General features: G+C 62.0%; 14 protein-coding genes. 6 read left to right on the top strand and 8 right to left on the bottom strand.

The window, feature by feature from the left end; translation table 11 throughout:
- Positions 1 to 84: 84 nt before the first annotated feature.
- Positions 85 to 594: an Lrp/AsnC family transcriptional regulator gene (locus tag PQQ96_RS08525; RefSeq protein WP_074282355.1), complete on the top strand. Its 510-nt coding sequence runs from the start codon at positions 85 to 87 to the stop codon at positions 592 to 594.
- Positions 595 to 668: 74 nt separating this feature from the next.
- Here the strand turns inward: PQQ96_RS08525 and PQQ96_RS08520 are convergent, their stop codons facing one another.
- On the bottom strand, positions 669 to 1178 hold the full coding sequence (locus tag PQQ96_RS08520; protein WP_408290770.1) for a flavin reductase family protein: 510 nt from the start codon (positions 1176 to 1178) through the stop codon (positions 669 to 671).
- Positions 1179 to 1434: 256 nt separating this feature from the next.
- Between PQQ96_RS08520 and msrA the strand changes: the two genes are divergently transcribed.
- A complete protein-coding gene (gene msrA / locus PQQ96_RS08515; protein ID WP_408290768.1) occupies positions 1435 to 1983 on the top strand; it encodes a peptide-methionine (S)-S-oxide reductase MsrA in 549 nt (182 codons plus the stop codon).
- A 62-nt stretch (positions 1984 to 2045) separates the two neighbouring features.
- On the opposite strand, the gene PQQ96_RS08510 is transcribed toward msrA, so the two are convergent.
- The 3 genes from PQQ96_RS08510 to pdxH form a co-directional block, all read right to left on the bottom strand.
- Positions 2046 to 3440, bottom strand: a complete 1395-nt coding sequence (locus tag PQQ96_RS08510; RefSeq protein ID WP_408290766.1) for a DUF72 domain-containing protein — start codon at positions 3438 to 3440, stop codon at positions 2046 to 2048.
- Between the two features lie 103 nt (positions 3441 to 3543).
- Positions 3544 to 4758: a class I SAM-dependent methyltransferase gene (locus PQQ96_RS08505; protein ID WP_408290764.1), complete on the bottom strand. Its 1215-nt coding sequence runs from the start codon at positions 4756 to 4758 to the stop codon at positions 3544 to 3546.
- 141 nt (positions 4759 to 4899) lie between these two features.
- Positions 4900 to 5541 carry a pyridoxamine 5'-phosphate oxidase gene (pdxH, locus tag PQQ96_RS08500; RefSeq protein ID WP_408290762.1) on the bottom strand — a complete coding sequence of 214 codons (642 nt, stop codon included), beginning with the start codon at positions 5539 to 5541 and terminating at the stop codon, positions 4900 to 4902.
- 261 nt (positions 5542 to 5802) lie between these two features.
- Between pdxH and tcdA the strand changes: the two genes are divergently transcribed.
- Positions 5803 to 6660, top strand: coding sequence for a tRNA cyclic N6-threonylcarbamoyladenosine(37) synthase TcdA (gene tcdA, locus PQQ96_RS08495; protein ID WP_408290760.1), 858 nt, complete (start codon positions 5803 to 5805; stop codon positions 6658 to 6660).
- Between the two features lie 128 nt (positions 6661 to 6788).
- On the opposite strand, the gene trxA is transcribed toward tcdA, so the two are convergent.
- A complete protein-coding gene (gene trxA, locus PQQ96_RS08490; protein ID WP_408290758.1) occupies positions 6789 to 7637 on the bottom strand; it encodes a thioredoxin in 849 nt (282 codons plus the stop codon).
- A 97-nt stretch (positions 7638 to 7734) separates the two neighbouring features.
- On the bottom strand, positions 7735 to 8610 hold the full coding sequence (locus PQQ96_RS08485; protein ID WP_408290756.1) for a pirin family protein: 876 nt from the start codon (positions 8608 to 8610) through the stop codon (positions 7735 to 7737).
- 173 nt (positions 8611 to 8783) lie between these two features.
- Here PQQ96_RS08485 and vapB point away from each other — a divergent pair, with 173 nt between their 5' ends.
- The 3 genes from vapB to PQQ96_RS08470 all read left to right on the top strand — a co-directional run bounded on the left by vapB (position 8784) and on the right by PQQ96_RS08470 (position 10374).
- Positions 8784 to 9017: a type II toxin-antitoxin system VapB family antitoxin gene (gene vapB / locus PQQ96_RS08480; protein WP_172309389.1), complete on the top strand. Its 234-nt coding sequence runs from the start codon at positions 8784 to 8786 to the stop codon at positions 9015 to 9017.
- The gene (locus tag PQQ96_RS08475; protein WP_408290754.1) at positions 9017 to 9418 is read left to right on the top strand and encodes a type II toxin-antitoxin system VapC family toxin; all 402 of its coding nucleotides are present in this window, start codon (positions 9017 to 9019) and stop codon (positions 9416 to 9418) included. The genes vapB and PQQ96_RS08475 overlap by 1 nt, the downstream gene beginning before the upstream one ends.
- A gap of 74 nt (positions 9419 to 9492) precedes the next feature.
- Positions 9493 to 10374, top strand: a complete 882-nt coding sequence (locus PQQ96_RS08470) for an EamA family transporter (RefSeq protein WP_408290752.1) — start codon at positions 9493 to 9495, stop codon at positions 10372 to 10374.
- A 162-nt stretch (positions 10375 to 10536) separates the two neighbouring features.
- Here the strand turns inward: PQQ96_RS08470 and PQQ96_RS08465 are convergent, their stop codons facing one another.
- Complete coding sequence (locus PQQ96_RS08465) at positions 10537 to 12123, bottom strand: N-acetylmuramoyl-L-alanine amidase (RefSeq protein ID WP_408290750.1); 1587 nt, start codon at positions 12121 to 12123, stop codon at positions 10537 to 10539.
- Complete coding sequence (gene tsaE, locus PQQ96_RS08460) at positions 12105 to 12689, bottom strand: tRNA (adenosine(37)-N6)-threonylcarbamoyltransferase complex ATPase subunit type 1 TsaE (RefSeq protein ID WP_408290748.1); 585 nt, start codon at positions 12687 to 12689, stop codon at positions 12105 to 12107. The genes PQQ96_RS08465 and tsaE overlap by 19 nt, the downstream gene beginning before the upstream one ends.
- Positions 12690 to 12703: the final 14 nt, after the last annotated feature.

The raw sequence follows: 12703 nt of genomic DNA, 5'->3' as shown, positions 1-12703 counted from the left end.
CCACGAAATGTGATTGCGAAAAAATCTCCTTCTGAGCCGTGTCTTGGAACATAATTTGAGTCAAATGGGAAAGGGAGACCGAATATGAACGCGATCTCGCTCGACGCCACCGATTGCCGTATCTTGACGGTGCTACAGCAAGAAGGACGGATCAGCAATCTCGATTTGGCGGAGCGCATTTCGCTTTCGCCATCGGCCTGTCTGCGACGCTTGCGCCTACTGGAAGAACAGGGCGTCATCGAACATTACCGCGCGTGTCTGAATCGCGAAGTGCTGGGTTTCGAACTGGAAGCGTTCGTGCAGGTGTCGATGCGCAACGACCAGGAGAACTGGCACGAGCGTTTTGCGGAGGCGGTGCGGGATTGGCCGGAAGTGGTCGGCGCGTTTGTCGTGACCGGCGAAACCCATTATCTGCTGCGGGTGCTCGCCCACAATCTCAAACACTATTCGGATTTCGTGCTGCAACGCCTCTATAAGGCGCCGGGCGTGATGGATATTCGTTCGAATATCGTGCTGCAGACGCTGAAGGAAGATTCGGGCGTGCCGGTGTCGCTCGTGAAGAAAAGCAGTGGACACGCCGCGCCGCATAGCTGACTTAGGGCGGCTGGCTCAGCTTGCGTCGGTTTGAGCCTGCTTGTGGCCGCTGTTCATACACAGCGGCGCCGCGGTCAAAGCGGCTTGAGTCCGTGAAATCGACCGTTCTGGAAGACTAGCGGGGCAATCTCCGCGGCATTCTCGTGGACGCCGCAGCGCTCCACTTCGCCGACAAAAATCACGTGGTCGCCTTCTTCGTAGCGGCTGCGGTTATGGCATTCGAACCAGGCGAGCGCGCCGTCGAGCACCGGCATGCCGGTGTCGCCTTCGGCGTGCGACACACCTTCGAAACGATCGCCCTTCACTGTGGCAAAGCGTTTGCACAGATCCAGTTGCGACGCGGCCAGCACGTTGACCACGTAGTGACTGTTCGCCCGGAACACCGGCATCGACGCCGAGCGCGTGGCCAGGCTCCACAGCACCAGTGGCGGATTGAGCGAAACTGAATTGAACGAACTGGCCGTGATGCCGATCAACTGGCCGGACGCGGCGCGCGTGGTAATGACGGTGACGCCGGTGGCGAATTGGCCGAGCGCCTGTTTAAAGGCGGGTTGATCGAAGTTGGGCGGGCTGGCGCGCTTCATTGGGCGGGAGCCTTTGCGCCAAGCCGGATGAACCCCAGGCTGAACCCATCGTGCGTGCGACCGGAAATAAATGATTCAAAAGTCATAGTGAAAATCGTCGATTTGTCCCAATTTTAACTGCAATCGCAGTGGACTGGCCGCGCCGCCTGCCAGTTAGTGGAAAAACCGCTAAGCTGGAAAGCCTCGGTGGTGGCATGAGCGTTGCGGTTAACTGGGACCGGCATCGGCCGGCTATGCGTATCAAGGAGCAAGCAGCATGAGTCAGACAGGCGAAGTCGCCACCCTCGGTGGCGGGTGTTTCTGGTGTCTCGAAGCGGTGTATCTGGGCGTCGAGGGCGTGAACTCGGTGGAGTCGGGCTATGCGGGTGGCCAGACCCAACGGCCGACCTATGAACAGGTGTGCGACGGTGTGACGGGCCACGCTGAAGTCGTGAACGTCGACTTCGATCCGGCGAAGATCAGCTATCGCGAGATTCTCGATATTTTCTTCGCGATCCACGATCCGACCCAGTTGAACCGGCAGGGCAACGACGTCGGCACACAATACCGCTCGGCGATTTTTACCCACTCCGAAGCGCAGCGTGAAACGGCATTGCAGGCCATCCGCGAGATTGGCGAGCAGGGTATCTACGACGGCCAGATCGTCACCCAGGTCCTGCCGCTCGACGGCAACTACTGGCCGGCCGAAGCGTATCACCAGAACTATTTCGCGCAGCATCCGAACCAGGGGTACTGCTCGTTCGTGGTGGCGCCGAAGGTCGCGAAGTTTCGGCAGAAGTTCGCGCACCGGATCAAGGCGAGCTGAATCGGCGCGGCGGTGGAGGTTTGATGACTGCCTGATTGGTGGGACGGGCGGTGACCTGGGTTTCAGCCTGGCTCGCCGCCTTCCTGCTGCCCGTTCTCGTTCTCGTCCGACTCCGACTCCGACTCCGACTCCGACTCCGACTCCGACTCCGACTCCGACTCCGACTCCGACTCCGGGGGCGTCGGCTCGTGGCCGTGCTCGTGCTCATGGGCAAGGCGCGCATACGCCTCAATAATCTCTCGCGCCAGCTCCACGCAGCTTAGCGGCGCCGAACCTTCCGCCTTGTTATTGATCGCGATCACCACCGGCTGGCCGGCCAGCGCATAACGCGCGGCCAGTTCGGCAAGCGCGGCGCGGGTCGACGGGTCCTGATCGACCAGCTGGTTGAACGGTTCGTACTTGGCCTTCGCCTGTTCGTATTTGAAGCCACCGTGCAAACTCCAGCGCACGATCAACGGGCCGGCCGGCTCGCCGTCCAATAAGGCAAGCGCCGCCGCCTGACGCAGCGGATCAGGCATCCGTGCATGAATCCCCACGCAATACCGCACGCCCGCCGCTTTTAGCGTGCGGATGAAGCGCGGTGTGAGCAAACTGGCATCGCGGATTTCGATCGCGTAGCACGTGCCTTCGGGCAGCTTCGGCAACGCTGCCAGGAACTCGGCAAGCCGTTCGATGAACGCCGCCGGTTGCGCGAGCATCTGGTCGGGCAACGGTGAGAGCTGGAACACCAGTGCACCGGCTTTCGCGCCGAGGCCCTCGAGGCATGGCGTGACGAACTCGTCGATGGCCATTTGCGCGTTCAGAAAGCACGGGTTCAGTGAGACCGGCTCGCCGCGTTCGGCACGCACCGTGGCGTCGGTGATCGTCATCGGCGCTTTGACGATGAAGCGGAAGTGCTCCGGCACCTGCTGGGCATAGCGCAGGTACTCGGTGACGGTGAGCGCCTGGTAAAACGACCGGTCGATGCTGACGGTCCTTAACAGCGGATGCGCGCCATAAGCCGTCAGACCCTCGCGCGAGAGTTTGCTATTGCTGTAGTCGTCGCCGTAGACGATGCCGTTCCAGCCCGGAAACGACCATGTCGACGTGCCGAGGTGGACCTGCGCCGGCAGTTCGGCGGCGAGCGTCAGGAGTTCGGGAGAGGGTGTGGCGGCGAGAACGTCGCGCGAGCGGCGTTTTTTCGGTGCATCTGTTGTCGCCGGCGCCGCATGGGCCTCGGCCGCAGTCCCGGTTTCGGGTGGCACCGGTGCGTCGTTTTCCTGCCAGAGCAGGGCCACGCCGCTTGCCTTTGCGCGCGGTGGTTTCGCGCCCACATCAGGCTTCGATGCCGGTGCTGCCGTCTTCCCGACCGTCTGCTCCACCGGCATTCCGAACAGATCGACCTGCACGGCGTCGGCCTGTGCGTCATGCTCGCCGCTCACCGGCTGTTCAACTTCGCTTGTCCCGCTCTGGTCCATCGATGTTCGACCTGCTGTTTAACGTTTGCGCCGCGTCGGCCCGCCCAGACAATGCACGCAGCCCCGGCACGCAGCGACGACGAATCGCCGCTGCGCAACCCTATCACAGCGGTTTGTCGTACATATAGCGGCGTGACCACGGCAAGGTCGTCGCACTGCGGCCGGCTTTGCGGCAGACCACCTGGAAGATCGAGACGTCGTCGGCTTCGAACGCGTACGCGCAACCGGCGAGGTACACACGCCAGATGCGGAATTTTTCGTCGTCGACCAGCTTGCGGGCTTCGTCTGCATGCGCCTCGAAGTTTTCCGCCCAGATGTCCAGTGTGTGCGCATAGTGACGGCGCAGGCTTTCGACGTCAACCGCTTCGAGCCCACCGCGCTGCATGGCTTCGAGCGCGAGGCCGATGTGCGGCAGCTCGCCATCCGGAAAGACATAGCGGTCGATGAATTCGCCGCCGCCCAGCGCGGTTTCGCCGCTGTCCGAATCGCTCGACGTGATGCCGTGATTCATGGCGACGCCGTCGTCGACGAGCAGATCGTGAAGCTTCTGGAAGTAGCCCGGCAGATTCTTGCGGCCGACGTGCTCGAACATGCCGACACTGGTGATCCGGTCGAACTGTCCGTCGATGTCGCGATAGTCCTGCAGACGAATCTCGATCTGGTTTTCCAGGCCCGCGGCTTTCACGCGGGCAGTCGCGAGATCGAACTGGTTCTGCGACAGCGTCACGCCAACGCACTTTGCGCCGAACTTCTGCGCGGCGCGCAAGACGAGTGCGCCCCAGCCGCAGCCGATATCGAGCAGGCGCTGCCCGGGTTGCAACTGGATTTTGGTGAGGATGTGGTCGATCTTCTTGATCTGCGCGGTGGCAAGATCTTCATCGCCGTTCTCGAAGTACGCACACGAGTAGACCATGTTCTCGTCGAGCCACAGCCTGTAGAACTCGTTCGAGACGTCGTAGTGATACTGAATGGCCTTCTTGTCCGACGATTTCGAGTGCTGGAAGTAGCGCCGTACGCGCGCCAGCTTGCTCGCACTGGTGACGGTGTTGCGCGCCAGTTGATAGCTGATGTTGATGATGTCCGACAGCTTGCCTTCGATATCGATCTTGCCCTTCACATACGCCTCGCCGAGATTGTCGAGGCTCGGTTCGAGCAGATAAGGCAGCGCCGTAGCGCTTTTGACATGTAGCGTGACCTGGGGCGCGGCGAACTGCCCGAAGTCATGTTGCTGACCATCCCACAGCACAAGGCGTGCTGGCAGGTTAGCCTTGGTTTTTACATCTTCCACCCACTGCGCCAGCTTTTTCTCCCAGAACATGTGATCTCTCCGTGTCCGTTGAATTAAAGCAAAGCCTGTGTGGATTGCGACTCAGTGCGGCGCAACTCCCATGCCACGAGACGCAGTCCGACCGGCGCGCGCTGCTGCGTTGGCAACGCGCGTACGGTGTCGTTTTCCGTTTCAAGGCGATAGGCGGGAGATCTGCCAGTCGCTGTTTTCACTTGAACGCGTGTAGAGCAAGCGGTCGTGCAGACGCGACGGCCGGCCCTGCCAGAATTCGATTGCTTCGGGTACCAAACGATAACCGCCCCAGTGCGGTGGGCGCGGCGGTTGGTCGCCGTATTGCAGGCTGATTTCGCGTTCGCGTGTTTCGAGCTGCGAACGGCTTTCAATTAGCCGACTTTGATTGGATGCCCACGCGCCGATGCGTGAACCGAGCGGGCGCGACGCGAAATACGTATCGCTTTCTTCCGCGCTGGTTTTAACGATGCGGCCTTCGACGCGCACCTGGCGTTCGAGTTCGATCCAGTAGAACAGCAGGCTCGCGTACGGATTGGCGGCCAGTTCGCGGCCCTTGCGGCTTTCGTAATTGGTGAAAAACACAAAGCCCCGCTCATCGACGCCTTTGATCAGCACGATGCGCGCCGACGGCCGGCCACGCGAGTCAACCGTGGCCAGCGTCATCGTATTCGGTTCGGGCAGTTGGGCGTCGACCGCCTGCTTAAACCACGTGTCGAATTGACGAAACGGGTTGCGGTCGATGTCGGCAACGTCCAATGAACCGAGCGAATAGTTTTTTCGAAGTTCGGCGAGTGAGGTCATATTCTTATGCGAACGCTACAGTACAACCAGTATAGCTAAGGCGTGAATTCTTTGCCCACGACCAGGTCAAGTCCCGCCGCGCTGTGTGGACATCCAGGTCACCGCGTTTGAGGCCATGCGCGCCTGACATTAGCATCGCACCGAATTGGGCGCAGCGATGTGGATTGACGCGATCAGGCAAAATACGGGCTGCGAACGCCTGAGCGTGCCTGAGCGTTTTCACCACTTTGTGTTTTGCCTGCTTTGAACGAGCCTTCCACCATGTCCAGCACCACCGCGCATTCCGATCTTACTACCAGCCTCGACGGGAGTGAAACCGCCGACCGCGCGCGGCGCTTCGGCGGCGTTGCCCGTCTGTACGGGGCGCCGGCGCTTGCTGCGTTCGAAGGGGCACACGTTGCCGTGATCGGTATCGGCGGGGTCGGCTCGTGGGTGGCGGAGGCGTTGGCGCGTAGCGCGGTCGGCACGCTGACCTTGATCGATCTCGACAATGTTGCTGAGAGCAACACTAACCGCCAGATCCACGCGCTGGATGGTAACTACGGAAAACCGAAGGTCGAAGCGATGGCCGAACGCATCGCGGCAATCAATCCGTTCTGCGACGTGCGGCTGGTTGAAGACTTCGTCGAGCCGGATAATTTTGCGGTGGCGCTCGGCGGTGGTTTCGATTATGTGATCGATGCGATCGACAGCGTGCGCACCAAGACCGCGTTGATCGCGTGGTGCGTCGAGAAGAAGCAACCGTTGATTACGGTAGGTGGCGCGGGTGGCCAACTGGACCCGACGCGCATCCGGATCGACGATCTCGCGTTGACCATTCAGGATCCGTTGCTGTCGAAAGTGCGCGGGCAGTTGCGAAAACTGCATGGCTTTCCGCGTGGTCCGAAGGCGAAGTTCAAGGTGAGTGCGGTGTATTCCGACGAGCCGCTGATCTATCCTGAGGCTGCTGTCTGCGATATCGACGAGGAAGCGGAGCACGTCACGACGTCACCGGGTCATACTGGGCCGGTCGGTTTGAACTGTGCGGGGTTTGGTTCGAGTGTGTGCGTTACCGCGAGCTTCGGCTTTGCCGCTGCCGCGCATGTGTTGCGGGCGTTGGCGAAGCAGGCGGTGGGTTGAAGCGGTAGGGCGTTACAGCGTCGCCGCGTTCGAACGATACGGTGTTGATGCAGTCAGGCAGGTTGATGCAGTGTATGCCGCGGCGCGTTCAGGCGCGGCACCCTCGCCGCACCTGAACGCGCTACAGATTAATACAGCAACGCACTCAGCTTGCGCCGCCATTGCGACACCAGCTCCGGCTGATGCGCGGCGAGATCGAACACCGACAGCATCGTCTTACGGCCGATGTCTTCGCGGAACGTGCGGTCGCGTTGCACGATGGCGAGCAGGTGCTCGAGCGCGCCTTCGTATTTGCGGCGGGCGATCAGCGCACTAGCCAGATCGAAGCGTGCTTCGAGATCGTCCGGGTTCGCTGCGACTTTGGCTTCGAGTGCATCCGTAGGCGGCAGATCAGCAGCCGCGTCCACAGCGTCGAGACGGGTCTTGATCGCGTTGAAGCGCGCGTCGATGCCCTGCGTGGTTTTCGGCGACAGCAGGTCGACTTCATTGCGCACTTCGTCGATGCGGTGATCTTCGAGCAGCATTTCGATCAGGTCCATGCGCGCTTCGTCGAAGCCTGGGTCGTAGGCGAGTGCGGCTTGCAGCGCATTGTAGGCATCGTCACGACGGCCTTCGGCCAGCGCGGCTTGCGCGTCAAGACGTGCCGCGTCCGCGCCTTGCGGGATGAGGCGCTCGATAAACTCGCGCAACTGGCCTTCCGGCAGCACGCCGACGAATTGATCGACCGGCTGGCCGTCGGCAAATGCCATGACGTGCGGAATGCTACGCACCTGGAAGTGTCCGGCCAGTTCCTGGTTTTCGTCGACGTTCACCTTCACCAGCTTCCATTTGCCGGCGGCCTCGGCTTCGAGCTTTTCCAGCATCGGGCCGAGCGTCTTGCAGGGGCCGCACCACGGCGCCCAGAAATCGACCAGCACAGGGGCCAGTGTCGACGCCCCGATGACGTCCTGTTCGAAAGTGGCCAGAGTGGTGTCCATTGCGTCCTCTTCGATAAAACGGTTGGTTGGCTAGGTGGGGCCGGGCAGGGCGAATTCAATGCGCCTCGCGCTCACTTTTACTTGTTCGGATTCGCGCTTATTTGCTTGTCGGCAGCGGAATCCATTCGGTTTCACCCGGCACCTTGCCCATCTCCTGATTGGTCCACGCCAGCTTCGCGGCTTCGATCTTCTCGCGCGAGCTGGCGACGAAGTTCCATTCGATAAAGCGCTCGCCATCCAGCTTCTCGCCACCGAGCAGCATCACGCGTGCGCCGTGGGTGCTGGCAAGCGTGACGGTTTCGTCGAGCGCGAGCACGGCCATCTGACCCACTTCGAGCGGTGTGCCGTCGATCTCCAGATCGCCGTCCACCAGATAGACACCGCGTTCCTCGTGTTCCGGTTCGAGTGCGAACGCGCCGCCCGGAGCGAACTCCGCAGCCACATACAGCGTGCCGGAAAAGGTTGCGACGGGCGAGGTTTCGCCGAACGCGGTGCCCGCAATCACGCGCAGCGTGACGCCGTTGCGCTCGACCACCGGCAGCGTGTCGGCTGCGTGATGTGAGAAGGACGGTTCGATGTCTTCGTCGTCGAGCGGCAGCGCGACCCAGGTCTGGATACCGTGCATGGTCTGGCCGCTTGCGCGGTCTTCGGCCGGCGAGCGCTCGGAATGGACGATGCCGCGGCCCGCCGTCATCCAGTTGACGTCGCCCGGAACGATCTTCTGCTCGGAGCCGAGGCTGTCGCGATGCATGATCGAGCCTTCGAACAGATACGTGACGGTTGCAAGGCCGATATGCGGATGCGGACGCACGTCGAGCCCGACGCCGGGTTCGAGCGTGGCGGGGCCCATGTGGTCGAAGAAGATAAACGGGCCGATCAGGCGCGCCGCCATGGCCGGCAGCACACGCCGCACGGTGAGACTGCCGACATCGCGCAGATGCGGCTTGAGGACTGCTTTGATCGAGGAAGTCATGGGCAGGCTCGGCTGAAAGGGTGGGTTGGATTTTGCTTAATGGATTATTCTACTGCGGTTGAGGCTGCGCCCGCATTCTGCGCGCCATGTACACACATGTATTTACATTGGTAACGCGGATGGATATAGTATTAGCTCGTACATCCGGCGTACATCCGCAGCAGGAGTTCAGCATGCTCACCAAAGTCTTTCGCAACGGCAATTCGCAAGCGGTGCGTATTCCAGCCGAATTGGCATTCGACCGCGCCGACGTCGAGGTTGAAATTGAACGAGTTGGCGAAGAATTGCGGATCCGTCCAACCCGGCGTCCGCTGACCGGCGTGCTCAAGAAATTCGGGAAATTCGGGCCAGATTTCATGTCCGAAGGACGTGGCGACCACGAGCAGGCCGAACGCGAGGATTTGTAATGCCGCGATACATGCTCGATACGAATATCTGCATCTACCTGATGAAGAACCAACCGGAACAGGTTGCGAAGCGCTTTGCGGAATGTTTCGTTGGCGACGTGGTGATGTCTGCCATCACCTTTGCGGAACTCGAATTCGGCGTGGCGGTATCGGCGAACCGTGCGCGCGAGCGCCGCAATCTGGCAGCACTCGCCGAAGACATTCTGGTCATGCCGTTCGACAGCGCGGCAGCAAGTGCGTACGGTCCGATTCGCGAGGCGACGCGTGAGCGTAAGAAGGATCAACTCGACAAGCTGATTGCCGCGCATGCCGTGGCGCTCGGCGTGGTGCTGGTGACCAACAACGAACGTGACTTCGCCGCGTATCCGGGGCTGCGCGTGGAAAACTGGCTGAACGGCTAACTACGCTTTAACGCACTGTCGAGTCAGGCGACGTCCGCTAAACTGCCGGTTCGAACAAACAAATGGAGACCGGGATGTCGCCCAGGGATCTGCTTCTCGCGCTGGTGGTCGTGGTTGCGTGGGGTGTCAATTTCGTCGTGATCAAGGTAGGCCTGCATGGCGTGCCGCCGATGCTGCTCGGCGCGCTGCGTTTCACGCTCGCCGCGGTGCCGGCGGTGTTTTTCGTCAAGCGGCCGCAGATGCCCTGGCGCTGGCTGTTCGCGTACGGGGCAACGATTTCGTTCGGGCAGTTCGCTTTCCTGTTTTCTGCGATGTACGTTGGTATGCCGGCGGGGCTCGCTTCGCTCGTATTGCAGGCGCAGGCTTTCTTCACGCTGATTTTCGCGGCACTGTTTCTGCATGAGCGTTTTCGCGTGCCGAACATCGTCGGTTTGTTGATCGCGGCGGGCGGTCTCGCGGTAATCGGCATGCAAGGCGGCCACGCGATGACGCTCGCCGGTTTCGTCCTCACGCTGTGCGCCGCGTGTTCGTGGGCGCTCGGCAACATCGTCACGAAGAAGGTCGGCAAGGTCGATCTGGTCGGGCTGGTGGTGTGGGGCAGCCTGATTCCGCCGCTGCCGTTTTTCGCGCTGTCGTACGCGTTCGAGGGACCGCAATGGATCGTCGCGGCGCTCTCCGGCATCAGCGCGATGTCGATTTTCGCCATCGTGTACCTCGCGTTTATCGCGACGCTGATCGGCTACGGCCTGTGGAGCCGACTCCTGTCGCGCTATCCGGCCAGCCAGGTGGCGCCGTTCTCACTGCTGGTGCCCATTGTCGGGCTGGCGTCGGCGTCCTTGTTTCTCGACGAGCAGTTGTCGGGGGCGCAGATCGTGGGCGCCTTGCTGGTGATGGCGGGGTTGGCGGTGAATGTGTTCGGTGGTTGGGTCGTGCAGCGGCTTTCACCGGCGCGTTGAACGCTTCTTAAGCATCAAGCTGAAACTAAACGGGCTGAGTCCCGTGATGGACAGAACTCAGCCCTCGCGGCCCTGGCCGAAAACTGTCCAACTTTGCGGGGTCAGTGCTCGAGCGGCCGTTTTGTTTATTGCCGGCATGACCCGGTGTCACGCCGGGCGGCGTCAGGTCATGCGGCTCTTCGCCAGCGGCGGATTCGCCGCGAAATAGCGCTTGATGCCGGTCATGATCGCATCGGCCATCTTCTCCCGATACGCGTCGTCGTTCAGGCGGCGCTCCTCATCCGGGTTGCTGATGAAGGCGGTCTCCACAAGGATCGACGGAATGTCCGGCGCCTTCAGCACGGCAAACCCCGCCTGTTCGACCGAGCCTTTGTGCAGCTTGTTAATGCCGCCGATCTCGTTCAGTACGAAATTGCCATAGCGCATCGAGTCGCGGATCTGCGCGGTGGTCGACATATCGAACAGCGCGCGGTTGACGGAGGCGTCGGCGGACTTGATGTTGATCCCGCCGATCTGATCCGACGAGTTCTCCTTGTTCGCCATCCAGCGCGCCGCGGCGCTCGATGCGCCATGCTCCGACAAGGCGAACACCGACGAGCCCTTCGCATCGGGTGTGGTGAACGCGTCCGCGTGGATCGACACGAAGAGGTCCGCACCCACGCGCCGCGCCTTCTGCACGCGCACGTTCAGCGGCACGAAGAAGTCGGCGTCGCGCGTCATCATGGCGCGCATGTTCGGCTGCGCGTCGATCTTCGCGCGCAGCTTCTTCGCGATGTCGAGTGCGACGTGTTTCTCGTACGTGCCCGAACTGCCGATCGCGCCCGGGTCTTCGCCGCCATGGCCCGGATCGATTGCGACGGTCAACAGACGCACCGTGTTGCTCTTGCCGGATTTCGGGTTGGTGAAAGCGTAGCTATCGTCGCTGTCGTTGTCATCGCCGAGGTTGCTGGCGCTGCTGCCACTGCTATTGCTGCCTTTGTTGCGAGCGATGGCGGTCGGCGGCGCGATGGGCGCCGTCGGCGTGGAAGGCTTGCCCAGGATGGGCGGCGCCGGTGTCGGTGTGACGTGGACAGGCGGACGTGGCACGCTCGGCGCGGGCCCGCCGCTGCCGTTCTGCGCATAACGCTCGAAGAAGGCTTCGCTGTTGTCAGGGGTGGGCGGCGTGGTGCCCGGGCCGCTTAGCGTGGCGGGCGGCGCGTTATTCTCGTCCAGCGTTTGCTGCTTGCGCTCGGTCTGCGCGAGCAGATCCATGAGCGGATCGGGCGCGACAGCGGGGTACAGGTCGAATACCAGCCGGTATTTGTACGCGCCGACCGGCGGCAGCGTGAACACCTGTGGTTTCACCGAGCCCTTCAGATCGAACACCATGCGCACGACGTGCGGCTGATACTGCCCTACGCGCACCGACTGAATCTGCGGGTCGTTCGGCATGATCTTCGACACCAGGTCTTTCAGCGCCTGATCCAGATCGAGGCCGCTCAGATCGACCACCAGCCGGTCCGGACTCTGCAGCAACTGCTGCGCGTTCTGCAAAGGCTGATCCGACTCGATCGTCACACGCGTGTAATCGCGCGCCGGCCAGACCCGCACGCCCAGCACCGAGCTCGCCCACGCGAGACGCGGAGCGACAAGGCCAAGCACGAGCGTGGACGCGCCCGCGCGCAGAATCTGGCGGCGCCGCCAGTTATGCGTTGCGGTAGCCGCTGATTCGATCGAGCGGAACGGTTTGATCAACATCTTTCGAGACATGCCTTTCCTGATTCGCTATATGCCTGTGCGACGAGTACCCGGCCGTCGCCCCCGCTGTCCAGGTCGAGCGAGAAGACGAGATCCGGCACGCCGAGGAGCCGTCCGGCGCGCTGCGGCCATTCGACGAGGCAGATGGCGCCGCTGTCGAAGTACTCGCGAAAGCCCGCGTCGGCCCATTCGGCCGGATCGGTGAATCTGTACAGATCGAAGTGATAGAGCGCGAGTTCCCCAGCGGGCCGCTCGAGCACGTAGGGTTCGACGAGTGTGTAAGTGGGACTGCGCACGCGGCCGGTGTGGCCGAGGCCACGCAAGGTCGCGCGCACGAGCGTGGTCTTGCCGGCGCCGAGGTCGCCGACGAGTTGTACCTGGAGCCCGTGGAATGCCTGATCATCCGCAGCGCCTGGCGCGCGTTGTTGCGTTTTTTGCTGCAACTCGCGCACGCTTTCGATCGCCCGGGCGAAGCGCTCGCCGAATGCATGGGTGGCGGCCTCGTCCGCGAGCGCGAAGGAGCGTTCGAGCAGGATATCGGCGGGCGGTTGGATCGCGAGATCGGGATTGACGGGCATTCTCGTAAAATGGC

Origin of the sequence: Paraburkholderia sediminicola, from assembly GCF_046027825.1 — a bacterium.
Classification (GTDB): domain Bacteria; phylum Pseudomonadota; class Gammaproteobacteria; order Burkholderiales; family Burkholderiaceae; genus Paraburkholderia; species Paraburkholderia sediminicola_D.
The sequence above is the reverse complement of the archived record's forward strand: the minus strand, read 5'-3'. Positions and strand labels throughout refer to the sequence as shown.

Excerpts from the sequence above, each read along its gene's own strand:
- tcdA (WP_408290760.1), top strand. The coding sequence starts at position 5,803 with ATGTCCAGCACCACCGCGCATTCCGATCTTACTACCAGCCTCGACGGG.
- PQQ96_RS08510 (WP_408290766.1), bottom strand. The coding sequence starts at position 3,440 with ATGGACCAGAGCGGGACAAGCGAAGTTGAACAGCCGGTGAGCGGCGAG.
- msrA (WP_408290768.1), top strand. The coding sequence starts at position 1,435 with ATGAGTCAGACAGGCGAAGTCGCCACCCTCGGTGGCGGGTGTTTCTGG.
- PQQ96_RS08520 (WP_408290770.1), bottom strand. The coding sequence starts at position 1,178 with ATGAAGCGCGCCAGCCCGCCCAACTTCGATCAACCCGCCTTTAAACAG.
- PQQ96_RS08505 (WP_408290764.1), bottom strand. The coding sequence starts at position 4,758 with ATGTTCTGGGAGAAAAAGCTGGCGCAGTGGGTGGAAGATGTAAAAACC.
- PQQ96_RS08470 (WP_408290752.1), top strand. The coding sequence starts at position 9,493 with ATGTCGCCCAGGGATCTGCTTCTCGCGCTGGTGGTCGTGGTTGCGTGG.
- PQQ96_RS08485 (WP_408290756.1), bottom strand. The coding sequence starts at position 8,610 with ATGACTTCCTCGATCAAAGCAGTCCTCAAGCCGCATCTGCGCGATGTC.
- tsaE (WP_408290748.1), bottom strand. The coding sequence starts at position 12,689 with ATGCCCGTCAATCCCGATCTCGCGATCCAACCGCCCGCCGATATCCTG.
- PQQ96_RS08525 (WP_074282355.1), top strand. The coding sequence starts at position 85 with ATGAACGCGATCTCGCTCGACGCCACCGATTGCCGTATCTTGACGGTG.
- PQQ96_RS08475 (WP_408290754.1), top strand. The coding sequence starts at position 9,017 with ATGCCGCGATACATGCTCGATACGAATATCTGCATCTACCTGATGAAG.
- pdxH (WP_408290762.1), bottom strand. The coding sequence starts at position 5,541 with ATGACCTCACTCGCCGAACTTCGAAAAAACTATTCGCTCGGTTCATTG.
- trxA (WP_408290758.1), bottom strand. The coding sequence starts at position 7,637 with ATGGACACCACTCTGGCCACTTTCGAACAGGACGTCATCGGGGCGTCG.
- vapB (WP_172309389.1), top strand. The coding sequence starts at position 8,784 with ATGCTCACCAAAGTCTTTCGCAACGGCAATTCGCAAGCGGTGCGTATT.
- PQQ96_RS08465 (WP_408290750.1), bottom strand. The coding sequence starts at position 12,123 with ATGTCTCGAAAGATGTTGATCAAACCGTTCCGCTCGATCGAATCAGCG.